At 71.6% G+C, this 25,236-nt stretch carries 20 protein-coding genes; 6 read left to right on the top strand and 14 right to left on the bottom strand.

From position 1 onward, the window contains the following. The first annotated feature begins 11 nt into the window (after positions 1 to 11). The 3 genes from ABZ453_RS31935 (at position 12) to ABZ453_RS31925 (ending at position 4,580) form a co-directional block, all read left to right on the top strand. Positions 12 to 1,622 (top strand): acyl-CoA synthetase, encoded by a 1,611-nt coding sequence (locus tag ABZ453_RS31935; protein WP_359020341.1) that lies wholly within the window; start codon positions 12 to 14, stop codon positions 1,620 to 1,622. Between the two features lie 253 nt (positions 1,623 to 1,875). Further along, complete coding sequence (locus ABZ453_RS31930; RefSeq protein ID WP_359020340.1) at positions 1,876 to 4,062, top strand: sulfatase; 2,187 nt, start codon at positions 1,876 to 1,878, stop codon at positions 4,060 to 4,062. A 110-nt stretch (positions 4,063 to 4,172) separates the two neighbouring features. After that, a complete protein-coding gene (locus ABZ453_RS31925; RefSeq protein ID WP_359020338.1) occupies positions 4,173 to 4,580 on the top strand; it encodes an excalibur calcium-binding domain-containing protein in 408 nt (135 codons plus the stop codon). Here the strand turns inward: ABZ453_RS31925 and ABZ453_RS31920 are convergent. Next, complete coding sequence (locus ABZ453_RS31920) at positions 4,574 to 5,464, bottom strand: alpha/beta hydrolase (protein WP_359020336.1); 891 nt, start codon at positions 5,462 to 5,464, stop codon at positions 4,574 to 4,576. The genes ABZ453_RS31925 and ABZ453_RS31920 overlap by 7 nt on opposite strands. A 161-nt stretch (positions 5,465 to 5,625) precedes the next feature. Here ABZ453_RS31920 and paaK point away from each other — a divergent pair, with 161 nt between their 5' ends. Further along, entirely contained in the window at positions 5,626 to 6,921 is a 1,296-nt protein-coding gene (paaK, locus tag ABZ453_RS31915) for a phenylacetate--CoA ligase PaaK (protein ID WP_359020334.1), read from the top strand. 348 nt (positions 6,922 to 7,269) lie between these two features. Here paaK and ABZ453_RS31910 read toward each other — a convergent pair whose 3' ends face one another. After that, positions 7,270 to 8,772: a metallophosphoesterase family protein gene (locus ABZ453_RS31910; protein ID WP_359020332.1), complete on the bottom strand. Its 1,503-nt coding sequence runs from the start codon at positions 8,770 to 8,772 to the stop codon at positions 7,270 to 7,272. Positions 8,773 to 8,905: 133 nt separating this feature from the next. Next, positions 8,906 to 10,402: an acyl-CoA synthetase gene (locus tag ABZ453_RS31905; RefSeq protein WP_359020330.1), complete on the bottom strand. Its 1,497-nt coding sequence runs from the start codon at positions 10,400 to 10,402 to the stop codon at positions 8,906 to 8,908. A gap of 89 nt (positions 10,403 to 10,491) precedes the next feature. Here ABZ453_RS31905 and ABZ453_RS31900 point away from each other — a divergent pair, with 89 nt between their 5' ends. Then, the gene (locus tag ABZ453_RS31900) at positions 10,492 to 12,909 is read left to right on the top strand and encodes a penicillin acylase family protein (RefSeq protein WP_359020328.1); all 2,418 of its coding nucleotides are present in this window, start codon (positions 10,492 to 10,494) and stop codon (positions 12,907 to 12,909) included. A gap of 7 nt (positions 12,910 to 12,916) precedes the next feature. On the opposite strand, the gene ABZ453_RS31895 is transcribed toward ABZ453_RS31900, so the two are convergent. The 6 genes from ABZ453_RS31895 to ABZ453_RS31870 all read right to left on the bottom strand — a co-directional run bounded on the left by ABZ453_RS31895 (position 12,917) and on the right by ABZ453_RS31870 (position 18,778). Continuing rightward, positions 12,917 to 14,470, bottom strand: coding sequence for an acyl-CoA synthetase (locus ABZ453_RS31895; RefSeq protein ID WP_359020326.1), 1,554 nt, complete (start codon positions 14,468 to 14,470; stop codon positions 12,917 to 12,919). After that, positions 14,467 to 15,576, bottom strand: a complete 1,110-nt coding sequence (locus tag ABZ453_RS31890; protein WP_133048440.1) for a nitronate monooxygenase family protein — start codon at positions 15,574 to 15,576, stop codon at positions 14,467 to 14,469. The genes ABZ453_RS31895 and ABZ453_RS31890 overlap by 4 nt, the downstream gene beginning before the upstream one ends. A gap of 119 nt (positions 15,577 to 15,695) precedes the next feature. Further along, positions 15,696 to 16,106: a hypothetical protein gene (locus tag ABZ453_RS31885; protein ID WP_359020323.1), complete on the bottom strand. Its 411-nt coding sequence runs from the start codon at positions 16,104 to 16,106 to the stop codon at positions 15,696 to 15,698. A gap of 33 nt (positions 16,107 to 16,139) precedes the next feature. Then, positions 16,140 to 16,610: a PLD nuclease N-terminal domain-containing protein gene (locus ABZ453_RS31880; protein ID WP_359020321.1), complete on the bottom strand. Its 471-nt coding sequence runs from the start codon at positions 16,608 to 16,610 to the stop codon at positions 16,140 to 16,142. A 78-nt stretch (positions 16,611 to 16,688) separates the two neighbouring features. Further along, on the bottom strand, positions 16,689 to 18,041 hold the full coding sequence (locus tag ABZ453_RS31875) for a hypothetical protein (RefSeq protein ID WP_359020319.1): 1,353 nt from the start codon (positions 18,039 to 18,041) through the stop codon (positions 16,689 to 16,691). 71 nt (positions 18,042 to 18,112) lie between these two features. Next, positions 18,113 to 18,778: an HdeD family acid-resistance protein gene (locus tag ABZ453_RS31870; RefSeq protein ID WP_359020317.1), complete on the bottom strand. Its 666-nt coding sequence runs from the start codon at positions 18,776 to 18,778 to the stop codon at positions 18,113 to 18,115. Positions 18,779 to 18,956: 178 nt separating this feature from the next. Between ABZ453_RS31870 and ABZ453_RS31865 the strand changes: the two genes are divergently transcribed. Next, positions 18,957 to 20,366, top strand: a complete 1,410-nt coding sequence (locus ABZ453_RS31865) for a DUF2252 domain-containing protein (protein WP_359020315.1) — start codon at positions 18,957 to 18,959, stop codon at positions 20,364 to 20,366. Positions 20,367 to 20,378: 12 nt separating this feature from the next. On the opposite strand, the gene ABZ453_RS31860 is transcribed toward ABZ453_RS31865, so the two are convergent. From ABZ453_RS31860 to ABZ453_RS31840, 5 genes are all read right to left on the bottom strand, one after another. Beyond that, positions 20,379 to 20,579 (bottom strand): hypothetical protein, encoded by a 201-nt coding sequence (locus ABZ453_RS31860; RefSeq protein WP_359020313.1) that lies wholly within the window; start codon positions 20,577 to 20,579, stop codon positions 20,379 to 20,381. Between the two features lie 22 nt (positions 20,580 to 20,601). Continuing rightward, a complete protein-coding gene (locus ABZ453_RS31855; RefSeq protein ID WP_359020311.1) occupies positions 20,602 to 21,120 on the bottom strand; it encodes a hypothetical protein in 519 nt (172 codons plus the stop codon). A gap of 16 nt (positions 21,121 to 21,136) precedes the next feature. Beyond that, positions 21,137 to 22,765, bottom strand: a complete 1,629-nt coding sequence (locus ABZ453_RS31850; RefSeq protein ID WP_359020309.1) for an MFS transporter — start codon at positions 22,763 to 22,765, stop codon at positions 21,137 to 21,139. 105 nt (positions 22,766 to 22,870) lie between these two features. Then, positions 22,871 to 23,662 (bottom strand): class I SAM-dependent methyltransferase, encoded by a 792-nt coding sequence (locus tag ABZ453_RS31845; protein WP_359020307.1) that lies wholly within the window; start codon positions 23,660 to 23,662, stop codon positions 22,871 to 22,873. Next, positions 23,659 to 25,236, bottom strand: a complete 1,578-nt coding sequence (locus tag ABZ453_RS31840) for an NAD(P)/FAD-dependent oxidoreductase (protein ID WP_359020305.1) — start codon at positions 25,234 to 25,236, stop codon at positions 23,659 to 23,661. The genes ABZ453_RS31845 and ABZ453_RS31840 overlap by 4 nt, the downstream gene beginning before the upstream one ends.

The raw sequence follows: 25,236 nt of genomic DNA, 5'->3' as shown, positions 1-25,236 counted from the left end.
CAGGAGGAGCGGTGGAGTACAACCTTGCGGACCTGTTCGAGTCGGTCGTCGACGCGGTGCCGGACCGCGAGGCCCTGGTGTACATCGACCACCCCGGCACGGGCGCGGAGCGCCGGCTGACGTACGCCGAGCTGGACGCGGCGGCGAACAGGATCGGACACCATCTGATCGACGCGGGAATCCGGCCGGGTGAGCATCTGGGCCTGCACCTCTACAACGGGGTCGAGTACCTGCAGACGGTGCTGGGCTGCCTCAAGGCGCGGGTCGTGCCAGTGAACGTCAACTACCGCTATGTCGAAGAGGAGTTGGTGTACCTCTACCGGGACGCCGACCTCGTCGCCCTCGTCTTCGACGCGGAGTTCGGCGACCGGGTGGCGGCCGCAGTGCCGCAGTGTCCGAAGCTGCGGCATCTCGTCCGGGTCGGGGACGCGCCCGACATGGCCTCCGTACTGTCCTTCTCCGAGGCGGAGGCGGGGAGTTCGGCCGAGCGCGGGTTCCCCGCACGGTCGGGGGACGACCAGTTCATCATCTACACGGGCGGCACGACCGGCATGCCCAAGGGGGTGATGTGGCGTCAGGAGGACCTGTTCTTCTCGGGGCTCGGCGGGGGCGCGCCGACGGGTGAGCCGGTGAAGAAGCCGGAGGAGCTGGCCGAGCGGGTGGCTGCCGGGGGCAGCGGGATCACGTTCTTCCCCACTCCCCCGCTGATGCACGGCACCTCCACCCTCACCTCCTTCATCGGCTTCAACTTCGGCCAACGGGTCGTGATCCACCGTAAGTTCGTGCCCGAGGAGGTGCTGCGGACCGTCGAGAAGGAGAAGGTCACCAGCATGTCCCTGGTCGGCGATGCGATGCTGCGGCCGCTGATCGACGCGCTGAAGGGGCCCATGAAGGGCACCGACTGCTCCTCGGTGTTCAACGTCTCCTCGTCCGGCGCCGTCATGTCGGAGACGGTACGGAGGCAGTTCCAGGAGCTGCTGCCGGGCGCCATGCTGCTCAACAACTACGGCTCCACCGAGTCCGGCTTCAACGGCACGGCGACGGCGGACTCCGGGGCCGGACAGAGCTTCCGCATCCGCGTCAACGCCCGTACGCAGGTCGTCGATCCGGCCACGCACGAGGCGGTGGCCGTGGGTGAGGTGGGCCGGGTCGCCCAGTGCGGTCATGTGCCGCTCGGCTACTACAACGACTCCCGGAAAACCGCCGAGACCTTCTTCGAGAAGGACGGCAAGCGGTGGGTGCTGCTCGGCGACATGGCCACGGTGGACGAGGAAGGCGTGGTCACCGTCCTGGGCCGTGGCTCGCAGTGCATCAACACCGGGGGCGAGAAGGTGTACCCGGAGGAGGTCGAACAGGCGCTGAAGTCCCACCCGGACGTGTACGACGCGCTGGTGGCCGGGGTGCCGGACGCGCAGTGGGGCAACCATGTGGCGGCGGTGGTCCAACTTCGCGAGGGCGCGTCGCGGCCGTCCCTGGAGGACATCCAGTCGCACTGCCGAACCCATCTCGCCGGCTACAAGATCCCACGCCAGCTGGTGATCGCCGAGACGATACGGCGCTCACCGAGCGGCAAGGCGGACTACCGGTGGGCCAAGGAAGTGGCGGTGGCGGCGGATCGGTAGGAGGCGTGGTGCAGCGGGAGACGAGGGGCTCGTGGGGACGGGGGCGCGGGCAGGGCACCGTGTGGTGACCGGTTCGCGGGGGTGATCCGGGGGCGGGGCAACGGGGTCGTCGTGGGCGGGCGTAGTCTTTGCGCGCGGTTGACCCGGGTGGTTGAACGCGGGGTTACGTGGGGCCGTACGCGAGGTTGGTGGCCCTGGCCTGCAGGTCCGGTCCGCCGTGTCATCACCGCGCTCCGCATGGAAGGACCCTCGGGTGTCGCACCTCACGCCCCCTCGCCAACTGCCGACTGCCGATCCCACGGCACCGGACCCGGCGGAGGAGGCCTCGACCGCCCCGACGGCGACCGGCCCGGAGCCGGGTGCCGTAGCCGACGCACGAACGAGGGACGAACGGGTGTCCGACTCGACGGACGACGCGCCCGCAGCGGACGCGGAGACGGAGACGGCGAGGGAAGACGCCGAGCCGCGGACGGATGACGCAGCGGAGGAAACGGCAGACCCGGCAGAGGACGGAGAAGCGCCGTCCACCAAGGCCGCCGCCGTCCCGCCCACGACCCCCACCAGCGCCGCCATACCTGAGAAGTCCACCGGCGGGACGACCGCCGCGTCGGCCGCCGTGACCGGCGACGAACCCCACGCCGAGCCGAGCGACGAATCCGTCTCCGCCGCCGCGGTTGAAATCGCCACCGCGGCCGACGACGGTCCTCCCACCGAGACGACTGCCACCTCCGCCCCAGACGTGACCGCCCCCGACGCTGACCTGGCAGCCTCCTCCCCCGGCTCCCGCCCCGGCTGGTTCGGGTGGCGGCGGCGTTACCCCCGTGCCGCGGGGGTCGTGCGGGTGGGGACGACCGTGTTGGCCGGTGTGTTCGTGATCGTCGCGGATCTCGTGCCGGACAGGCTCGACCGGATCACCCTCCAGTCGGTCATCCGTCTCCCCGTCGAGCCGATCCTCCTCGCGATCGTGCTGCTCGCCCTGCCCGCGAAGGCGCGGCGCGTCGGGGCCGTCGTGGCGGGCGCGTTCCTCGGTCTGACCACCGTGCTGAAGTTCATCGACATGGGCTTCTACCAGACCCTCGCCCGGCCGTTCGACCTGGTCTTCGACTGGACCCTGCTCAGCGACGGCGCGGACTGGGTGAAGGACTCCTTCGGCCGCTCGGGCGAGGTGCTCGCGGTGATCGGCGTGATCGTCCTGTTCATCGTCGTGCTCGTGCTGAGCGCGCTCGCGGTGCTGCGGCTGTCGGACACGATGGGCCGGCACCGCTCCACGGCCGTCGGCACCACGCTCGTCCTCGGCACCGTGTGGATCACCTGTTTCACGTTGAGCGTGGAGTTCGGCAGCGTTCCGTTCGCGACGAAGGGCTACAGCCAGTTCCTCGCCCACCGCATGCAGTCCGTCAGCGACGGACTGGGAGACGCGAAGGTCTTCGCGAAGCAGCTCCACGTCGACAAGTACGCCAACACCCCGTCCGACCAGCTGCTGACCGGGCTGCGCGGCAAGGACGTGATGTTCACCTTCATCGAGAGCTACGGGCGGGTGGCCATCGACGATCCGGCGATGGCACCGGAGATCGACGCAACCCTCAAGCAGGGTGACGCCAGGCTCAAGGCGGCCGGCTTCGCCTCCCGGAGTGGCTGGCTGCGGTCGCCCGTCACGGGCGCCGGCAGCTGGCTCGCGCACTCGACGTTCCTGTCCGGGCTGTGGATCAAGAACCAGGAGCGGTACCGGACGCTGACCACCAGCGACCGCGCGACCCTGACCCGCTACTTCCAGAAGACCGGCGCCTGGCGCACGGTCGGCATCGTGCCGGGTGTGCGCAAGTCCTGGCCGGAGGGCAAGTACTTCGGCCTCGATCACATCTACGACTCCACGCACCTGGGCTACCAGGGCCCGTACTTCAGCTGGACGCCGGTGCCGGACCAGTTCAGCCTGGAGGCCTTCCAAAAGCTGGAGCACGGCAAGAAGAACCGCGACCCCATCATGGCGGAGATCATCCTGGCCTCCAGCCACAACCCCTGGTCGCCCATCGCCCACATGATCGACTGGAAGGACCTCGGGGACGGCAAGATCTTCTACAAGATCAAGAAGGAGGGCACGAACCCCACGGAGGTCTGGAAGAGCGCGTCGCGCGTACGGACCGAGTACCGCAAGGCGATCCAGTACTCCCTGGACAGCCTGACCGAGTGGATGCAGCGCTACGGCGACGACAACACCGTCCTCGTCTTCCTCGGCGACCACCAGCCGGTCCCGACGGTCACCCGCGGCACCGCCAACAGGGACGTCCCGGTCACCATCGTCGCCCGCGACCCCAAGGTGCTCGACCGCGTCGCGAACTGGGGCTGGACGGACGGCCTCAAGCCCGCGCCCAACGCCCCCGAGTGGACCATGGACACGTTCCGCGACCGCTTCATGGCGGCGTACGGCCCGAACGGCGGGTGACACCCCGGGCCGGAAGCCTCCGGACGGCGTAGCAGGACGCGCCCTTGCGAGGCGGGGTCCCTAGGGTCGGATCACGGTGACGGAGGTCACCGCGCCCGAAGGGACCCGCCATGAACACAGGCATACGCGCGCTCACCACCGCCGCGCTGACGATCCTCGTGACCACCGGCCCGACCGCCGTGGCCGCCCACGCGCAGAACAACCTCAACTGCAGTGACTTCGCCACCCAGGAGGACGCCCAGGCGGAGTTCAACCGCGATCCCAGCGACCCCGACCGCCTGGACGCGGACAACGACGGCATCGCCTGTGAGGACCTGCCGCGCCGAAGTGCCACCACCGTCCCCTCCACGCTGCTGCCCACGCGAGGCGTCAACGGCGGTGTCGGCGGCAGCCAGGGGCCCGCCGGCTTCGAGGTGGCGGGCGGAGTCGGGCTGACCGTGCTCGGGGTGGGGCTCGCCGCCGGTCATGTTCTGCTGCGCCGCCGCCGCGCAACGGCCTGGGCGCAGCGGCGTCACTGAGTCAGGGAGTCTGCTTCCGGCCGGGCAACCGGCGGTGCGGGCACTCCCCGACCGTCCAGGAAACGCGTGACCCGGCCGGCGAACCAGTCGGGGTCGTCCAGCCACGGGTAGTGCCCCGCGCCGGACTGGACGGTGAAGTCGGCGTTCGGGAACGCGTCGGCGGCGGCACGGGCCAGTTCGGGGCGTGGGCCGCCGTCCAGTTCTCCGGCGAGGACGAGGACCGGAGCGGTGACGCGGGCGAGTGCGGCACGGGTGGCGGGTGGGTCGTAGGCGCCGTCCGACCCGTACCTCTCGCACGCCTCGTCGTTGAACTGCTCCTCCGCGCGCGCCTCGTGCCGCCGAGCCGTGTCGTCCCAGCGGCCGTGGAAGAAGGGCGCGCATGCGGGGTCGTAGTCGGACCGTCCCGCCAGCCACCGCTCGAGGGCCGGGAACGCCTCCGGGAACCACGGCTCGCCGCTCCTCAGCCGTGCCGCCGCCAGCCGCTGCTCGGCGGTCGCCGGCATGCCCAGCGCCCACGGAATGGCGGTCACCAGCACCAGCCTCGCCACCCGCTCCGGATACCGGGCCGCGTACAGCATCGCGAGGCTGCCGCCCGCCGAGTGGGCGAGGACGTCCATCCGATCCAGTCCCAGGTGCGCGCGCAGGGCCTCCACGTCGGCCACGAGCCGGTCGCAGCGGTACGAGCCCGGATCGGCCGGTGTCGCGGAGTCGCCCGTGCCGCGCAGGTCGAGCCGGACCAGGCGGCGGTGTGCGGAGAGACCGCCCAGGTCGCCGAGGTAGGCGGAGGCCTGCATGGGGCCGCCGGGCAGGACGACGAGCGGGGCGCCCTCGCCTCGCAGGTGGTAGGCGAGCTCGGTCCCGTCGGCGGCGGTGAAGGTCGGCATGCGCCGATCTTCACCGGCGGCGGAACGACGCCGCAACGGAGTTCCAGAAAATGCGGCCGGACGTCTTGCCTGCGCCTGGACGGCCTGAATTACTGATCCCGAACACCTCGACCGAATGATCGGTCGTCCGGATTGATGCGGTTGGTTAGGGAGAAGTCCCCATGGCGGATGCGACGGAGCTGCTGGACGCGGGGGAAAGGCTGGACGCCGGGGCATTGCGGACGCTGCAGTTGGAGCGGCTGCGGGCCTCGCTGCGGCACGCCTACGAGCACGTGGCCTTCTACGGGGAGTCCTTCGACAAGGCCGGCGTCCACCCGGACGACTGCCGGTCCCTGGCCGACCTCGCCCGCTTCCCGTTCACCACGAAGGCCGACCTGCGCGAGAACTACCCGTACGGCATGTTCGCCGTGCCCCGGAACCGCGTCCGCCGCATCCACGCCTCCAGCGGCACCACCGGCCGCCCGACCATCGTCGGCTACACGGACAACGATCTCTCCCTGTGGGCCGACATGGTGGCCCGCTCGATCCGCGCCGCGGGCGGCCGAGCGGGCGACACGGTCCATGTGGCGTACGGATACGGCCTGTTCACCGGCGGGCTGGGCGCGCACTACGGCGCCGAACGGCTCGGCTGTACGGTCGTCCCCGCGTCCGGTGGCATGACGGCCCGTCAGGTGCAGCTGATCCAGGACCTGGAACCGCGGATCATCATGGTGACGCCGTCGTACATGCTGACGCTGCTCGACGAGTTCGAGCGACAGGGCGTCGATCCGCGTTCCACCTCGCTGCGGGTGGGCGTGTTCGGCGCCGAGCCGTGGACCGAGGAGATGCGGCGGGAGATCGAGGAGCGATTCGCGATCGACGCCGTCGACATATACGGCCTGTCGGAGGTGATCGGCCCGGGTGTCGCGCAGGAGTGCGTGGAGACCAAGGACGGCCTGCACATCTGGGAGGACCACTTCTATCCGGAGATCGTCGACCCGATCACGGGTGAGGTGCTGCCGGACGGCGAGGAGGGCGAGCTGGTCTTCACCTCGCTGACCAAGGAGGCCATGCCCGTCGTGCGGTACCGCACGCGCGATCTGACCCGGCTGCTGCCGGGGACGGCGCGGGTGTTCCGGCGCATGGAGAAGGTCACCGGGCGCAGTGACGACATGGTGATCCTGCGCGGGGTGAACCTCTTCCCGACGCAGATCGAGGAGATCGTGCTGCGCACGCCGGGCGTGGCGCCCCACTTCCAGCTGCGGCTGACCCGTGAGGGACGTCTGGACGCGCTCACGGTACGGGCCGAGGGCCGCCCGGATGCCGCACCGGAGGTCCGTGACGCGGCCGCGCGGGCCATCGCGGCGGCCGTGAAGGACGGCATCGGTGTCTCGGTGGCCGTCGAGATCGTCGAACCGGAGTCACTGGAACGGTCGGTGGGCAAGATCCGCCGGATCGTCGACCTGCGGCGCGCGTGACGGTGGGACGGGGGTCCCTGTCAACACGCGACCCGCTCGCCAGGCACGGCGCAGGGCTCCTCTCAGCCAGCGCCCGCTCACCAGGCACGGCGGAGACCCTCACCGACGCGCGACCCACTCCCCCGGTACGGCGGAGACCCTCACCGACCCGCGACCCACTCCCCCGGGCACGGCGGAGACCCTCACCGACCCGCGACCCACTCCCCCGGTACGGCGGAGACCCTCACCGACCCGCGACCCACTCCCCCGGTACGGCGGAGACCCTCGCCAGCCCGCGACCCACTCCCCGCGCACGGCGGAGACCCTCGCTGGCCCGCGACCCGCTCCCCGGGCTGACGGGGACTCCTGTCAACCCGTCGAGCCGGTCGCGGCCAAGGGCGCCAGGGTCGGCCGGGTGATCCCGGACAGGTCGCGGTAGACCACGCTGTTGCGGTCGGTGACGGAGCGGCCGAGCGCGTGGTGCGGCCACAGGCCCCCGGCCATGCGCCGACTGCGCTCGCCCCACTCCAGGGCCTCGGCGCCGCGCGCCTTGAAGAAGTTGAGGGCGTAGCCGCCGGAGTGGACGCGCAGCAGGCTGAAGCCGCCGGGGTACTCCTTGGCGGCGCCGACCTCCTGCAGGGCCACGTGCGGCGCCTGGGGCAGCACGGTGCGCTTGTTGCGGTGGGTGTGGCCGGCGTGGTGGAGGAAGACGCCCGGGGTGGCGGCATAGGCCTCCAGGATGGCCCGGGCCTGGCGTCGGCCCAGGCGCTGGCCCGCGCCGACGGGGAAGAGCGAGTCCCGTACGGTCAGCGGATGGTGGCCGAAGACGACGGTGGGCTGTTCCCGCTGTTCGCGCAACCGGCTGCGGAACCAGGCCAGTTGCTCGGCGCCGAGCCCGCCGGAGTCGGCGCCGTTGCCGCGCTTCTCGTAGGTGTCGAGCCCGATGATGCGCAGCCCGCCCAGGTCGCGCTCGAAGTACCCCGGCTCGTCCGGCCGGCCGAAGCCGTGGCGGAAGGTGTCGCCGTCGGACTCCTCGACCGCTCCGGGCCGGTCGTGATTGCCCCGGACGACGAAGTAGTCCCGTCCGTGCGTCCCGAAGCCGTCCAGGATGCCTCTGGCCCGCGCAAGATCGGCGGCCGAGCCGCCGGCCGAGATGTCGCCCGCGGCCAGCAGCACGTCGGCCCCTCGTCTGCGGGCCTCCTGCACCAGGGCCCGGGTCATGAGCTCCGGGTAGGGCGCGAGCCCCGGCTGCTGGGAGATTCCGCGCATGAAGGGGATGCCGCCGACGAGCCCGGCGGTGGTCTCGCCGAGGTGCAGGTCGTTGCAGAGCGCGAGGGAGATCAGATGCCGGCCGGGCGGGGGCAGGGGCGTGGTGAAGGAGTACGGGCCGCCGTGCGAGCCCAGGCCGTGCAGGGAGGTGCCGGCGGCGTTGCCGCGGATCAGGTGCAGGGCGGTGGGCCGGGCGGCCACGCCCCTGGAGCGGGCCTGGTAGTAGTACGTCTGCCCGGGCTCCAGGCCGGTGAGTTCCACGTGGTGGTGGGCCGTGGGCAGGTCCTCGCCGGCGACCCGGTCGAGCCGGCCGGGATGGGTGCCGTAGACGACCTCGCCCTCGGTGAGGGCGGGCAGCATGTGCCCGAAGCCGTCGTCGGTGCCCGGCAGGCCGGTGTACCAGGTGATGATCGCGCGGTCCTCGATCAGGGTGACCAGTTCCAGATGGACGGCGGCGATCGGGTGGTGGTGCGGCAGTCGGGTGCGGGCGGCGGAGACGGCGCGCAGCAGCGCCGGGGCGAGGAGCGCTCCGGAACGCAGCACCTCACAGGGGCCGGGGACTCCGGCGAGGGCGGCGAGAGGAGCGGGGAAGCAGCAACGCATGCCTGGTCTGTGTCCTCCTGCCGTAAACAGGAGCCATGCTACTGGCGGCCGTGCCGGGTACGAAACGGGTCTTTCCTGTGCATCGCATCACGTGCCCGGGAAGGGGCGCCTCGGGTACCCAGGCCGCGCCGCGTCATGCGCCGAGGCCGTCCCGCAGCTCCCGCTTCAGGATCTTCCCGCTGGCGTTGCGCGGGAGTTCGTCGACGAACACCACCCGCTTCGGGGCCTTGAAGTGCGACAACTGCTCGCGGGTGTGGGCGATGAGCTCTTCCTCGGTGACCTCGCCGCGCGGTACGACGACCGCCGTGACGGCCTCGACCCACCGCTCGTCGGGCAGGCCGATCACGGCGACCTCGGCGACCGCCTCATGGGTGTAGAGGGCGTCCTCGACCTGGCGTGAAGCGACCAGGACGCCACCCGAGTTGATGACGTCCTTGACCCGGTCGACGATCGTGTAGTAGCCGTGCGCATCGCGTACCGCGAGGTCGCCGGAGTGGAACCAGCCGTCCCGGAAGGCCTCCGCGGTCTCCTCCGGCTTGTCCCAGTAGCCCTCGCACAACTGCGGGGAGCGGTAGACGATTTCACCGGGGGTGCCGTCGGGGACGTCCTTGCCGTCCTCGTCGACCACACGGGCGTCGACGAAGAGCACGGGCCGGCCGCAGGAGTCCATGCGGCCCTTGTGCTCGTCGGGGGCGAGGACGGTGGCCAGGGGGCCGATCTCGCTCTGGCCGAAGCAGTTGAAGAAGCCGAGCTTCGGCAGCCGTTCGCGCAGCCGCTCCAGGACGGGTACGGGCATGATCGAGGCGCCGTAGTACGCCTTGCGGAGGCCGCTCAGGTCCCGAGTGGCGAAGTCGGGGCGGTTGGACAGACCGATCCAGACCGTCGGCGGCGCGAACAGGCTGTCCACGCGGCCCGCTTCGATCAGGTCGAAGAGGCGGTCGCCGTCGGGCGCGTCGAGGATGATGTTGGTGGCGCCGACGGCGATGTACGGCAGCAGGAACACATGCATCTGCGCCGAGTGGTAGAGCGGCAGGGAGTGCGCGGGTCGGTCACCGGCGGACAGGTCCAGGGCGGTGATGGCGCTGAGGTACTCGTGGACCAGCGCGCGGTGCGTCATCATCGCGCCCTTGGGCAGGGCGGTCGTACCGGAGGTGTACAGCAGCTGCGCCAGGTCCTCGGTGCGCGGTTCCGGGCCGTCGTACGCGGGGGCGGTCGAGAGCCGGGCGAGCAGGGAGTCGTCGGTGTCGCGCAGCGGCAGGGTCCGGACGTCGCCCGCGAGTCGGTCCGCGAGGTCGGGGTCGGCGAGGACGAGCGAGCTGCCCGACTGGCCGACGATGTAGGCGAGATCGTCGCCGGTCAGGTTCTGGTTGACCGGGACATGGACAAGGCCCGCGCGGGCGCAGGCGAGGAAGGCGATCAGGTAGGCGTCGGAGTTGTGGCCGTAGGCGCCGACCCGGTCGCCCCGCTCCAGCCCCTCGCCGAGCAGGACGCTCGCCGCGCGGGAGACGGCCTCGTCGAGTTCGCCGTACGTCCATGACCGCTCGCCGTACTCCACCGCGACCCGCGCGGGGGTGCGCCGGGCGCTGCGCCGCAGCACCCCGTCAACCGTGCTGCCGTGTCCCTGCGTCATGACTCATGATCCTCGGCCCGTGGCCGGGGCAGGTCAAGCACGTTCGTACGGTCAATCGCACCTTCCCCCGATGACGTTGGGAGACACCCTTGCGCATCCGCCCGAGACGACTGCTCATCGCGGCGTTAGCCCTGCTCACCGCATCCACCGCGCTGCCGGCCGCCGCGGCCGACCGGCAGGCCCGCCAGGAGGATCCGGCACGCGGCGGACTGTCCGCCGTGATCCGCTACACCGAGTACGGCATTCCCCACATCGTCGCCGAGGACTACCCGGATCTCGGCTTCGGCACCGGCTGGGCGCAGGCCGCCGACCAGGTGTGCACGCTCGCCGACGGCTTCGTGACCGTGCGCGGCGAGCGCTCGCGCTACTTCGGGCCGGACGCGGCGACCGACTTCTCGCTCTCGTCGGCCGCCGACAACCTCTCCAGTGACCTGTACTTCCGTGGCGTGCGGGAGTCCCGCACGGTGGAGAAGCTGCTCGCCGAACCGGCACCGCTGGGCCCGAGCAAGGACGCCAAGGACCTGATGCGGGGCTTCGCCGCCGGGTACAACGCCTGGCTGGCCCAGAACCCGATCAATGACCCGGCGTGCCGCGGTGCCGCCTGGGTGCGGCCGGTCACGACCACGGACGTGGCCGCCCGCTTCTACGCCATCTCGGTGCTCGGCGGCCAGGGCGGCGCCGTGGACGAGATCACCGGCGCACAGCCGCCCACCGGCACCGGCACCGGCACCGGCACCGGCACCGAAGCCACCCTCGACGCCCAGGCCCTGATCAGGGTCGTGCGCGACCGGACCGCCGACTCGGACATGGGGTCGAACGCCGTCGCCTTCAGCGGTGCCACCACGGCGAACGGACGGGGTCTGCTGCTGGGCAACCCGCACTACCCGTGGCACGGCGGGCGCCGCTTCTGGCAGGTGCAGCAGACCATCCCGGGCGAGCTGAACGTCGCCGGGGCCTCGCTACTGGGCTCGCCGACCGTTTCCATCGGCTACAACTCCCGGGTGGCGTGGAGCCACACCGTCGCGACCGGGGTTCCGTTCAACCTCACCCGGCTGACGCTCGACCCGGCCGACCCCACCGTCTATCTGCTCGACGGCAAGCCGGAGCGGATGACCAGGCGGATCGTCACGGTGGCGGTCAAGGACGGCGCCCCCGTGACCCGCACCCAGTGGTGGACCCGCTACGGCCCCGTCGTCGCCGACCCGCAGGGCGATCCGCCGCTGCCCTGGACGGCCACGACTGCCTACGCGCTCAACGATCCCAACGCCGCCAACCTGCGGTTCGCCGACACCTCGCTGGGCTTCGGCAAGGCACGCGACACGGCGGACATCCTCACCTCCCTCGACCGGCACCAGGGGCTGCCGTGGGTGAACACCATCGCCGCGGACTCCTCGGGGCACTCCCTCTACACCCAGTCGCAGATCCTGCCCCGCATCACCGACGACCTCGCGGCGCGCTGCTCCACGGACCTCGGCAAGGTCACCTACGCGCAGGCGGGCCTGGCGGTCCTCGACGGCTCGCGGGGCGACTGTGCGCCCGGCAGTGACAAGGACGCCGTGCAGCCCGGCACCTTCGGGCCTTCCCGGATGCCGACGCTTCTGGACGCCCCCTACGCGGAGAACTCCAACGGCAGCCCCTGGCTGACGAACCCCGATCACCCCCTCACGGGATACGAGCGCGTCTTCGGGGACATCGGCACTCAGCGCCAACTGCGGACACGGGGTGCGATCGAGGACGTGGCGGCGCTGGCGAAGCGGGGCGGGCTCACGGTCGGGGACCTGCAGCGGCAGGAGTTCGCCAATCGGGCGCCCGCGGGCGAGCTGGCGGCGGCCGACACCGCGAAGGCGTGTGCCGCGCTGCCCGGCGGCATGGCAACGGCCAGTGACGGCAAGGCGGTTGACGTCACCGAGGCCTGCGGGGCGCTCGCGGCCTGGGACCGGACCATGAACACCGACAGCCGGGGCGCCCTGCTCTTCGACCGCTTCTGGCGCAGGCTGACGGCCACGGTGCTGGCGGCCCAGTTCTGGAAGGTGCCGTTCTCGGCGGCCGACCCGGTCCACACACCGAACACGCTCAACACCGCCGCGCCCGGCTTCACCACGGCCCTCGCGGACACGGTCGGCGAACTCCGGGCTGCGGGCATCCCGCTCGACTCCCCGCTCGGGGAGCACCAGTTCGTGGTGCGCAACGGCAGGCGCATCCCCGTCCCGGGCGGTACGGAGAGGCTGGGTGTGTGGAACAAGATCGAGCCGCTGTGGAACGCGGCGCGGGGCGGCTACACGGAGGTGACGACCGGCTCCAGCCACATCCAGGCCGTCGGCTGGGACGGCAGCGGCTGCCCGGTGGCCCGCACCCTGCTGACGTACGCCCAGTCCGAGAATCCCGACTCGCCGCACTACAGCGACCAGACCCGGCTGTTCTCGGGCGAGAAGTGGGTGACCGCCCGCTTCTGCGAGAAGGACATCCGGTCCTCGCCGGTCCTCAGGGTGATCCGGGTCCGGTCGTGACGGCAGCTCACACCGGACGGGTGCGGCCCTCCCAGTAGGGGTCCCGCAGCCGTCGCTTGTACAGCTTGCCGTTGGGGTCGCGGGGCATCTCGGCGATGAAGTCGACGCTCCTGGGCCGTTTGTAGCCGGCGAGTTGTCCGGCGCAGTGGGCGAGGAGGTCGGCGGCGAGGTCCGGTCCGGGTTCATGGCCCGGGGCCGGTTCCACGACCGCCTTGACCTCCTCGCCCCAGTCGTCGTGCGGGATGCCGAAGACGGCGGCGTCGGCGACGGCCGGGTGGGCGAGCAGGGCCGACTCGATCTCCGCGGGGTAGATGTTGACGCCACCGGAGATGATCATGTCGATCTTGCGGTCGCGGAGGAAGAGGTAGCCGTCCTCGTCGAGGTAGCCGAGGTCGCCGACGGTGAAGAAGTCGCCGATGCGGTTCTTCTTCGTCTTGGCCTCGTCCTTGTGGTAGGCGAAGCCGCCGGTGTTCATCTTCATGTAGACGGTGCCGAGTTCGCCCGGCGGCAGCCGGTTGCCGTCGTCGTCGAAGACGGCGAGTTCGCTGATCGGCCAGGCCTTGCCGACCGTGCCGGGCTTCTTCAGCCAGTCCTCGGCGGTGGCGAAGGCGCCGCCGCCCTCGCTGGCCGCGTAGTACTCCTCGACCGAGTCGCCCCACCAGTCGATCATGGCCCGCTTGACGTGGTCCGGGCAGGGGGCCGCGCCGTGGATGGCGTGCCGCATGGACGAGACGTCGTAGGACCGCCTGACCGGCTCCGGCAGGGCGAGCAGGCGGTGGAACTGGGTGGGGACCATGTGCGTGTGGGTGCACTGGTGGGTGTCGATCAGACGGAGCATCTCCTCGGGCGTCCACTTGTCCATCAGGACGAGGCGGTGCCCGATGTGCAGCGACGCGCCCGCGAACTGCAGTACCGCCGTGTGGTAGAGCGGCGAGCAGACCAGGTGGACGTTGTCGTCGAACGGTTTGATGCCGAAGATGCCGAGGAAACCGCCGAGATACGCCTCCTCGGGACGCTTGCCGGGCAGCGGGCGGCGGATGCCGCGGGGGCGGCCGGTGGTGCCCGAGGTGTAGTTCATGACCCAGCCGAGCTCGCGGTCGGAGGGCGCCGACTCCGGCCGGCCCTCGAGGAGTTCGGCGTAGGGCCGGAAGCCCTCGACCGTGCCGACGGCGTAGCGGTGGGTCGCCGGCAGGCCGGCCTCGTCGGCCGCGTGGCGGGCGGGGGCGGCGAAACGCTCGTGGGAGATGAGCACCTTGGCACCCGAGTCGGCGACGATCCAGCCGATCTCCGGACCGACGAAATGATGGTTGACCGGGACCAGGTAGAGGCCCGCCTGGCTGGCGGCCAGGTACGCGGTGAAGAACTCGGGGCCGTTCGGGAGGACGACCGCGAAGGCGTCCCCGCGTTCGAGACCGGCGGCGCGCAGGCCGTGGACGAGCCGGTTGGTGGCGGCGTGCAGGCGTCCGGCGGTCCACTCCTCGCCGTCGGGTGCGATCAGCACCGTGCGGTCGGGGTCGTGGGTGGCCTGGGCCCAGAATCCGGCGGGGGGCGTGCTGGTCACTTGCCGCTCCTTCCGGCGATGCGGTTGACGCGGTCGACGGCTTTCTCGAATCCGCGGGTGAGGTCGTCGAAGACGGCCTGGACACTGCGTTCGCTCGTCATCCGGCCGACGATCTGCCCGACGGGCGTGCCGAGCAAGGGCGCGACCTCGTACTTCTGGATGCGGGTGAGGGCCTCGGCGACGAGCAGGCCCTGCAGGGGCATGGGGAGGGTGCCGGGGCCGTTCGGGTCGTCCCAGGCGTCGGTCCACTCCGTGCGCAGCTGCCGGGCCGGTTTGCCGGTCAGGGCGCGGGAACGGACGGTGTCGCCGGAGCCGGCGGCGAGCAGTTTCCTGGTCACCGCGGGCGAGGACATGTCGGCCTCCGTGCAGGTCAGCCAGAGGGAACCGAGCCATACGCCCTGGGCGCCGAGGGCGAGCGCGGCGGCGACCTGCTGTCCGCTGCCGATGCCGCCGGCGGCCAGCACGGGGAGCGGGTCGACGGCCTCGACCACCTCGGGGGTGAGCACCATGGAGGCGATCTCGCCGGTGTGGCCGCCGGCCTCGTAGCCCTGGGCGACGACGATGTCGATGCCGCCCTCCTTGTGCTTGACCGCGTGCCGGGCGCTGCCCGCGAGGGCGGCGACGAGGACGTCGTGCTCGTGGGCGCGGGCGACGACGTCGGCGGGCGGGGAGCCGAGGGCGTTGGCGAGCAGCCGTATCGGATAGTCGAAGGCGACGTCGAGCTGGGTGCGGGCGACCTGCTCCATCCACCCGGTGATGCGCCACCCGGACGCCTCCCCCTCGGCCAGTTCGGGCACGCCGTACTTGGCGAGGGTGTCCTTGACGAACTGGCGGTGCCCCTCGGGGATCATCGCCTCGACGTCGGCCTCGGTGACGCCCTCCACCTTCTTGGCGGGCATGACGACGTCGAGGCCGTAGGGCTTGCCGTCGACATGGGCCTCGATCCAGTCGAGGTCGCGTTTGAGGTCGTCGGGGGCGGTGTAGCGGACCGCGCCGAGCACACCGAAACCGCCGGCCCGGCTGATGGCCGCGGCGACGGCGGGGAACGGCGTGAAGCCGAAAATGGCGTGCTCGACTCCCAGTGTGTTGCTCAGCTCCGTCTGCATGGGCGCAGGATGCCGCAGTCCTCCGGCCGACGGAAGACTTTTTCTGACGCTCCATCAGATTTCTCCGGCGCCGGACCCCTTGGGGGGCGCCGGCGCCGGGTCCCGCTGCCGACGGATCGTCAGATGTCGTGCCCCGGGCGCTCGAACGGGTCGAAGGACTCGTCGTCCCGCCGGACCACGCACAGGGCCCAGATGATGAACCCCGACATCGCGATCATCACGACCGACCACACCGGGTAGTACGGCAGCGAGAGGAAGTTGGCGATGATGATGAGAGCGGCGATCCCTACCCCGGCGACCCGCGCCCACGTCATGGCCTGGAACAGCCCGAAGCTCACGAGCACGCCGACGGCGCCCAGGATCAGGTGGATCCAGCCCCAGCCGGTGAGGTCGAACTGGAAGACGTAGTTGCGGGTGTTGACGAAGATGTCGTCCGAGGCGATCATGAGCATCACGGCCCCGAAGGTCATCAGCCCGCCGGCCCAGGCCTGCCTGGTGGCGTGTGCGTGTGCCGGGTGTGTCGCGGTCATGGCGCTGCCTCGATTCCTGTCGTCCGGTGCGCCTCAGAGGTGGTTCGCGGAGGAGCCGACGCCACCCGCGCGGTCGGAGGCGCCTGAACCACTGAGAACCAGTTCCTTGGCCCGGCGGTAGTCGTCGTCCGTGATGTCGCCGCGCGAGCGCATCTCGGAGAGCTTGGCGAGATCGTCGACGCTGCTGGACCCGCCGCCGCTCCTGGCCGTCTCGCGTACATAGCTGTCGAAGGCCTCCTGCTGTGCGCGCGCCTGAGCGATCTCCCGGTGCCCCATGTTCTTGCCGCGGGCGATCACGTAGACGAAGACACCCAGGAAGGGCAGGACGATGACGAACACCAGCCAGCCGGCCTTGCCCCAGCCGCTCATCTCGTGGTCGCGGAAGATGTCGACGACGACCCGGAAGAGCAGGATGAACCACATGATCCACAGGAAGAACCACAGCATGGACCAGAAGACGCTCAGCAGCGGATAGTCGTACGCGAGGTACGTCTGCGCGTTCATGTCTCTCCTCCGTCCCGGGCACGGGCCCGGCAGCCCGTCCGTCTGCTTTCAGCGTGGGCACGGCAACCCCGCGGGGCATCACCCCGGGCGGGTGAGTCCGGAGGGCGCATCAGCCGCCGGAGCCCCGGCGCAGGCGGCGACCTGCACGGCGAAAAGGACGGCCAGCACGAGGCCGAGCACGAGGATCACCCCGCCGACCGTGGGGTGGTTCCACAGCACCAGGGCCACGGCTCCGGCACCGATCGCCAGGCCACTGATCCACTTCCCGTGGATGTCCAGCCACCGTCCCGTGCCGCCCGTGCGCACTCCGGTCCGGCCCAGCGCCCGGCCGGTGGCGGTGGTGCCGCGCCGGGCCAGCCCCCGCAACCGGCGGGCGACCCGGCCAGGACCGTACAGGTAGGCGGCGAGCGCCGTGATCACGGCGACGACCAGAAGCGTCCGGGTGCTGTCGCGCAGGAAGCGGACGAAGGTGTCGTAGATCGCCGCGGCGGCGTCGGTGGGCAGGGTGTCCGAGGGGACCGTGTCGAGGTAGACGCGTCGGAGGACGGCCAGCGCGACGAGCAGCACCACCGTCATCACGCCGATGCCCGAGGCCGTGATCAGCAGCATCAGCCGGTGCGCCGGAGCGGCCCACACGGCGCAGGCGGCCGCGACCAGGGTCAGTACGGGCAGCCAGGTGCCCAGGACGTCCAACAGCCGCATGCCGTCCTGGGCCCTGCCGAGCCGCTCGGTGCGGAACAGGGTGATCGTCCGGTCGCTGTCCGGGATGGCGGCGGCCTTCTCGAAACCGGCGGCGACCAGCCGCTGCCGTACCTGGTCGACCACTGGGCCCAGGTCGAGCTGGACGGTGTCGCCCTCGGCACGCAGCGCACCGCTCCTGTCGCCGGTCAGCATGCGCACGACGGCGGCGTGGGCACGGCGGTTGGAGCCCTCCCAGGCCTGCCGGAAGGCGTCACTGGTGATCACCCGGCTCACGTTGCGGTGGACGACGCCCGTGACCGCGGAGCGCAGCGGGCCGGCCAGTGCCGTGGAGCCCTCGACGACACGGGGTGGGGCTCCCGACTTGCGCAGGGCCGTGGTGAGCGACGCCGTGAGGGCGTCGACGTCGAGGTTGGACACGACACGACGGGTCAGTCGGTCGATGAGGATGTCCTGCACCGCCGGGTCGGAGGCGAGGGGCGCCACCGTCCGGACGTAGCGGGCGGTGTCGGCGACCTCGTCGTGGACCCAGGCCGCCACCAGGGCCAACGGTGTGAGCAGCATGGTCAGCACCAGCAGGACCGTGGCCACGGCGTGGCGGAGATGCCGGTGGCGAACGGTGGCCGCTCGGCGCAGCCGCTGGAACTCGGCGTGCTCGTCGGCGGTCAGGACGTGAGCGCCGTGCGCGGCGCCGTGGTCGGCATGTGGTGCGGAGACCTTGTCGGTACCCATGGGTCCCCCCCTGTCGTATGCAGCGGGGGCTCCCGGGACGATGAGACCGGCCCGCAAGCCCCCGCCCGTTGTCAGTCAGGTACGGCGGGCCCGCCCCGGTTCGCCGTCAGGGCCCTGCGCAGGGCGCTTCGCCAGGCCAGGGCGAGGGCGAGTTCGGCCACGCCGAGCAGGACCAGCCACACTCCGAGCAGCCGGGTCAGGGCGCGGGCCGAGTCGGTGGGCGTGGCCAGTACCAGGACTCCGGCGACGCAGGCGAGCGCCGCGGCGCCCAGGACGAAGCCGCGATGCGGGAGGTCCCGGGCGGTCAGCGCGGTGTACGCCGTCAGGATGCCGCCGACCAGCCAGACCGCCCCGACGATCAGGGACAGCGTGGCGACGGTCTGCAGCGGGTGGCGCAGGCACAGCACACCCGCCAGCACGAACAGCACGGCCACCAGCAGGGCGGGCAGGCGTTCGCCGTGCTCGCGGCGGGAAAAGGCTGTGACGAACCGGAACACCCCGCCCACCAGCAGGTACAGCCCGATCAGCACCGCGAGGACGTGCAGTGTCTCGTCCGGCCAGACCAGGACGATGACGCCGGGCACCACAGTGGCGATCGCCGAGGCGAGGATCCAGGTCCACGATCCGCCGAGACCCGCGAGGACGTCCGCCGGGTCGCCGGGCGGCGCGGGCGGCGCCTGGTCGCCGGGCGGGTACTCGGGTGCGGTACGGGGTGCCGGGTCACGCGACATGGTCATGGCGCCTCCTCGCGTGATCGGGTGGGCCGCGACGGGCCGCCTGCGGGGCCGTGCGCGCGGGACTCCCACCCGGCCAGCGTCCCGCCCGCCACCGGTCGCCGGGTCACCCCTCGCGGGTGATCCCTGTGCGCGGGTGCGGCGGTGAGGTGGGGTGAGAACCCGTTTCGGAGGTGTCACCATGTCCGCACACAGCCCGTTCACGTCCACCCTGTCGGTGCCGGACAGGGTCTCCTACGGCAAGAGCGAGCGCGGCCGTCTGCCGCGTTCGAGCCACGGCCGGTTCGACCCCGGGCCGGAGCGGCCGGACCCGATCGCCGTGATAGAGCGTCAGTCCGCCACACGGGTGCCCGAGCTCGTGCCGATCCGCTACAGCCGGATGCTCGAGTCGCCGTTCCGCTTCTACCGCGGCGCCGCCGCCATCATGGCGACCGACCTGGGCGCACTGCCCCACAGCGGGCTGCGCGTGCAGCTGTGCGGGGACGCCCATCTGCTGAACTTCCGGATGCTGGCCTCTCCGGAACGGCACCTGGTGTTCGACATCAACGACTTCGACGAGACGCATCCCGGCCCCTTCGAGTGGGACGTCAAGCGCCTCGCGGCCAGCTTCGTGATCGCGGCCCGCGCCAACGGCTTCCCGACCGCGGAGCAGGATCGTGCCGTCCGGGTCTGCGTGCGCGCCTACCGGGAGCGGATGCGGGAGTTCGCCGGCATGCGCACCCTCGACATCTGGTACGCCCTGGACGACGTGGACAAGCTTCGCGGACTGATGGCCTCCTCGATGGACAAGAAGGAGCGCCGCCGTACCGCGCACGCGGCGGAGCAGGCCCGCACCCGCACCCATATGCAGGCCTTCGCCAAACTCACGCATGACACCCCCGAGGGCCGGCGCATCGCCCCGGACCCGCCGCTGATCACTCCGTTCGCGGACCTGCAGACGGAGCCGGGCGAGGAAGGGCGTGAGAAGGAGCTGCACACCCTGGTGGAGGACTACGCGCCCACGCTGTCCTCGGAGCGCCGGCACCTTCTGCGCCACTACCGGCTGGTCGACCTGGCCCGCAAGGTGGTGGGCGTCGGCAGCGTCGGCACCCGGTGCTGGATCCTGCTGCTGCTCGGCCGCGACGACGACGATCCCCTGCTGCTGCAGGCCAAGGAGGCGCAGGAGTCGGTCCTCGCGGCCCACGCGGGCGGCGAGGGGTTCGACAACCAGGGCCGTCGGGTGGTGACCGGGCAGCGGCTCATCCAGACGACCAGCGACATCTTCCTCGGCTACACCCACGTCGTCGGCCTCGACGGCCAGGAGCGGGACTTCTACGTACGACAGCTGCGGGACTGGAAGGGCATCGCCCGGCCCGAGACCATGGAGCCGGACATGCTGAACCTGTTCGCTCAGGTGTGCGGGGCCTCGCTGGCCCGGGCCCACGCCCGCTCCGGCGATCCCATCGCGATCGGCGCCTACCTGGGCTCCGGCGACGGCTTCGACCGCGCGCTCGTGGGGTTCGCCCAGGCCTACGCCGACCAGAACGAGCGGGACTACGCGGCGCTCCGGGTCGCCGTGGACTCCGGCAGAGTCACCGCCAAGACACTCTGACCCCGAAGCCGGTCACTCGGGCACCTGACACATCTCGACCACCCGCAGCCCGAGTGACCGGCAGCGGATCAGCAGCCCGTACAGCTGGGCCTCGTCAACGACCGGGCCGAACAGCACCGTCTGACCCGACATCACCACGTGATCGAGTTCGGGGAAGGCCGCGGTCAGGGTCGTCGACAGCTGACCGTCGATGCGGATCTCGTAGCGCTGCATGAGCCGGCCTCCCTCTGTGCGTTCAGTGCGTCAGAAAGATCTTGAGTGTGATGATCAGCAGACCGAGCACCAGGTTGACCACGGCGGTCGCGGTCACCAGCGGCCAGCCGGCCCCGGCGCGCCGGGCCGCCGCCATCGACCAGCCGATCTGACCCGCGACGGCGACGCAGAGCGCCAGCCAGAGCGCGCCCTGAATGTCCAGGCCCAGCAGCGGGCTGACCGCCACCGCCGCGGCCGGCGGCACCGCCGCCTTGACGATCGGCCACTCCTCCCGGCAGACCCGCAGGACGACCCGGCGGTCCAGGGCCTGCCGGGCCAGCCGGGCGCCGAACAGCTGGGCGTGCACATGCGCGATCCAGAACACCAGGCCGGTCAGCAACAGCAGCAGCACCAGTTCCGGGCGCGGGAACGAGTCCTGCGTGGCCGCCCCGACCACCACGGACGCGGCGAGCATGGAGCCGTAGACGCCGCCCGTGTAGTCGGAGGCGGCCCGGTGCTCCACGCTCCGGGCCCCCGGCGTGATCCGGTCGGTGCGGGACATGACGGCCGCTCCCTTCTCAGCTCGCGCCGCCGACGGCCTGCGCCGCCGCCCCTGACTTCGGCTGCCGGGCCCGCGAGGCCGGGGCGCCCGGCAGGCCCGGGGTGACCAGGAAGCTCGCGAGGGTGATGCCGCCCGCGGCGAGGATCGCCGCCTTCAACCCCTGGAGCTGGGCGGAGGCGTAGGAGTCCGTGAGCGCGTCGACCTCGCCGGGTGGCAGTCCGGCGCGATCGGCCGCCGTACGCACCTGGTCGGTGGAGACGAAGCTGATGCCGGACTCGAGGGCCACGCTCGTCTCGTGACGGGTCTGGTCCGACAGCTGCGGGTTGTTCTCCACCTGGGTGGTGAAGGCGTGGGCCAGCGCGCCGACGAGCAGCGAGCCGATGAGCGCGGTGCCCAGCGCCGAGCCCAGGTTCTGGGCCGTGAACTGCAGCCCGCCGACCTCGCTGCGCTCCTCCTCACCGGCGCTGGACTGCACGACGTTGCCCAGCTGCGAGGCGAGCAGCCCCATGCCGATGCCCAGCACGGCCATGGCGCCGGCGAACTGGGCGTCGTCGATGACGGGATCGATCGTGACGAGCAGCCAGATGATCGCCGCGGTCAGGGTCAGCAGTGCCAGCCGGACCATCCTGCGCGGGCCGACGACGCGCCCCAGCCGGGAGGCGACCGTGGAGGACGCGAGCATGGTGATGGAGACGGGCAGCAGGCGCAGCCCGGTCTGGAACGCGTCGAAGCCCTGCACCACCTGCAGATACAGGGGGATGGCGAAGAACAGGCCCAGTAGGATGAGGTTCTGGCTGAGCAGCGTCAGCAGCCCGGACCGCAGGGCCGGCCGGTGCAACAGCGCCAGGTGGACCAGGGGGTCGGCCCCGCGGGCGTCCCTGCGGTGCTCCCAGCGTACGAAGACGCCCAGGACCGCCACGCCGGCGCCGATGACGAACAGCGTCGGCGCGAAGCCGAACACGGTGAAGGGCGGGTTGCGCGGCTGCACCCAGCCCCAGGTGCCGCTCTGGAGCACGCCGAGCACGCCCAGGCCGAGACCGGACGCCGAGAGCACGGCTCCGACGACATCCAGATGCGGGCGCGGACCGCTCCGCGGGACCTCCGCGATGGCCTTGCGGAAGAGCAGGACGGCGGCGACGACCACGACCTCGCCGGCGAAGACCAGCCGCCAGGTCAGGTACGTCGTCACCCAGCCGCCCAGCAGCGGGCCGACCGCGATCCCCGCGCCGGCGAGCCCGCCGACGACCCCGTAGGCGATGGCCCGTTCGCGCCCTCGGTACGCCTCCGCGACCAGGGCCGCCATGGCCGGCAGCACCATGGCGGCACCGAGTCCCTCGATCACCGACCAGCCCACGGCGAGGACCCACAGGGTGGGGGCCAGCGCGGTGATGAGGGATCCGGTGCCGTAGACGGTCATGCCGAGCAGGAACACGCGGCGGCGGCCCCACATGTCCCCGAGCCGACCTCCGATGATCATGAACGCGGCCATGACCAGGGCGTACAGCGTGATGACCGCCTGGATGGCGGTGACCTCGGTGTCGAAGTCCTTGACCAGCTGGCTGATGGAGACGTTCATGACGGAGGTGTCCAGCACCATCAGGAACTGGGCCGTCCCCAGAACGATCAGAGCGCGCCAGTGTCGCATGATGTCCACCTCGCCGAAGTCGGCCCCCGGGCACAGGTTCCGCCCCTCCCATGGGAGCCGGTGGACCGGCCCGCCGCCTCACCCGCTGCGGGCGAGACGCGGTGGTCACGGCAGGTGGTCGCTTCGCCCTGTCGCCGCGCGCGCCGTCAGGACGGGCTGGTAATAGCCGCTGGTCTCGGGCGGGTGCCAGGTGACGTCCGTGAAACCGGTCCGGGTCGCCGCGTCCGCCACCTCGTCCCGGGTCGCCGCCCGGGAGGTCGTCCGCCGTACCCGCACCTGCCAGCCCGCTCCGTCGGGTGCCAGTTGGAAGTACTCCTGTTCGTAGCCCTCGCCGTCTTCGTGCCAGTGCCACAGCTGGAAGGTGATCGACCGGCCGTCCGGACCGTGGGAGACCTGGGGCGGCGAGGAGGCGGGACGGGTGCGGCGCAGCTCGTCGTAGTCGCGGAGGGTGAGCAGGAGCAGGCCGTCGTCCCTCAGGACACGCCGCATGGCGCCGAGTGCCGCCGTCACGTCGTGGACGGTCAGCAGGTGGGCGAGGGAGTTGTCGGCACAGACAACGACATCGAAGGCGGCCGTCCTGAAAGGGAGTTGACGCATGTCCGCCGCCACAGCCGGAAGGTTCGTCCCGCGGGACGTGGCTTCGGCGGCGGCACGAGCGGCAGCCACCGGGCTCAGGTCGCTGCCGACCACCCGGTGTCCGGCGCGGGCCAGGCCGATCGCCTGGGTGCCGATGCCGCAGGCGCAGTCCAGCAACCGGTGCGGACCCGGACCGAGTGCGCGACGGATCATGGGGTCCAGCACGGCCGCCTGCCGGGCCATGCTCGCCTCCCAGTCCGGGAAGACGCGGTGATAGTCCGCGGCGAGCGAGTCGTAGAAGTCCCGTGCCGAAGCGGTCACTCGCCGGTCGCCTCCAGCACCGCCATCGCCGCGTTGTGCCCCGGCACTCCGCTCACTCCCCCGCCGCGCACCGCGCCGGCACCGCAGAGCAGCACGTTCGCGTGCCCCGTCTCCACGCCCCAACGGCCGCTGTCCGTAACGGAGTAGGGCCAGGAAAGCTCCCGGTGGAAGATGTTGCCGCCGGGCAGCCGCAGGTCGCGCTCCAGGTCCAACGGGGTCTTCGCCTCGATGCAGGGGCGGCCGTCGGCGTCGGTGGCGAGGCAGTCGGCGAGAGGTTCGGCGAGGTGGGCGTCGAGCTGGGCGAGGGTCGACTTGAGGAGTTCCTCGCGTACGGCGTCGTTGTCCCGGTCGAAGAGCCGGGCCGGGGTGTGCAGGCCGAACAGGGTGAGGGTCTGGTAGCCCCGCTCGACGAGGTCGGGGCCGAGGATCGTGGGGTCGGTGAGCGAGTGGCAGTAGATCTCGGAGGGGGGCGCGAGGGGCGGTCGGCCGGCGGCGGCCTGGGCGTGGGCGGTGGCGAGCTGCCGGTAGCCCTCGGCGATGTGGAAGGTGCCGGAGAACGCCTCGCGAGGGTCCACCGACGCGTCCCGCAGCTTCGGCAGCCGCGTGAGCAGCATGTTGACCTTGAGCTGAGCGCCCTCGGCGGGAGCGGGCGGCGTGTCGCCGGTCAGCTCGGCGAGGGCCTGCGGGGAGGCACCCACCAGGACGTGCCGGGCGGCGACGGTGCCCTCCCCGTCGGCCGTGCGGTAGGTGATCTCGGCGGTTCGGCCGTCCGTGTCGATCCGTACCGCCTCGTGCCCGGTGGCGAGGACGGCACCCGCGTCGCGGGCGGCGCCCGCCAGCGCGTCGGTCAACGCGCCCATGCCGCCGACCGGCACGTCCCAGGCGCCCGTACCGCCGCCGATGACGTGGTAGAGGAAGCAACGGTTCTGCGCCAGGGACGGGTCGTGGGCGTCGGCGAAGGTGCCGATCAGGGCGTCGGTGAGGACCACGCCCCGCACCAAATCGTCGGCGAAGCGGTCCTCGATGGCCACGCCGATCGGTTCCTCGAACAGGGTCCGCCAGGCTTCCTCGTCGTCGACGCGGCGGCGCAGCTCCTCCCGGTCCGGCAGGGGCTCGGTGAGCGTGGGGAAGACCCGCTCGGCGACGCGGCCGGTCATGCCGTAGAAGCGCTGCCAGGCCTCGTACTCCCGCTCGGAGCCGGTCAGCCGGGCGAAGGCCTCGCGGGTGCGCCGCTCCCCGCCGCCCACCAGGAGTCCGGTCGCCCTTCCGTCCCGCTCCACGGGTGTGTACGAGGAGATGGTGCGGGCGCGAACCCGGAAGTCCAGACCGAGATCCCGGACGATCTTCTTCGGCAGCAGGCTGACCAGGTACGAGTAGCGCGACAGCCGAGCGTCGACCCCCGCGAACGGACGGGTGGACACCGCGGCTCCCCCGGTGTGCTCCAGCCGCTCCAGGACCAGCACGGAGCGTCCGGCCCGGGCCAGGTAGGCGGCGGCGACCAGGCCGTTGTGCCCTCCGCCGACGATCACGGCGTCGTAGGTGCGGTGCGTCGCGGGTCCCTCGTGTGCAGACAT

This window comes from Streptomyces sp. NPDC005799, from assembly GCF_040630525.1.
GTDB lineage: Bacteria > Actinomycetota > Actinomycetes > Streptomycetales > Streptomycetaceae > Streptomyces > Streptomyces griseorubiginosus_B.
The sequence above is the reverse complement of the archived record's forward strand: the minus strand, read 5'-3'. Positions and strand labels throughout refer to the sequence as shown.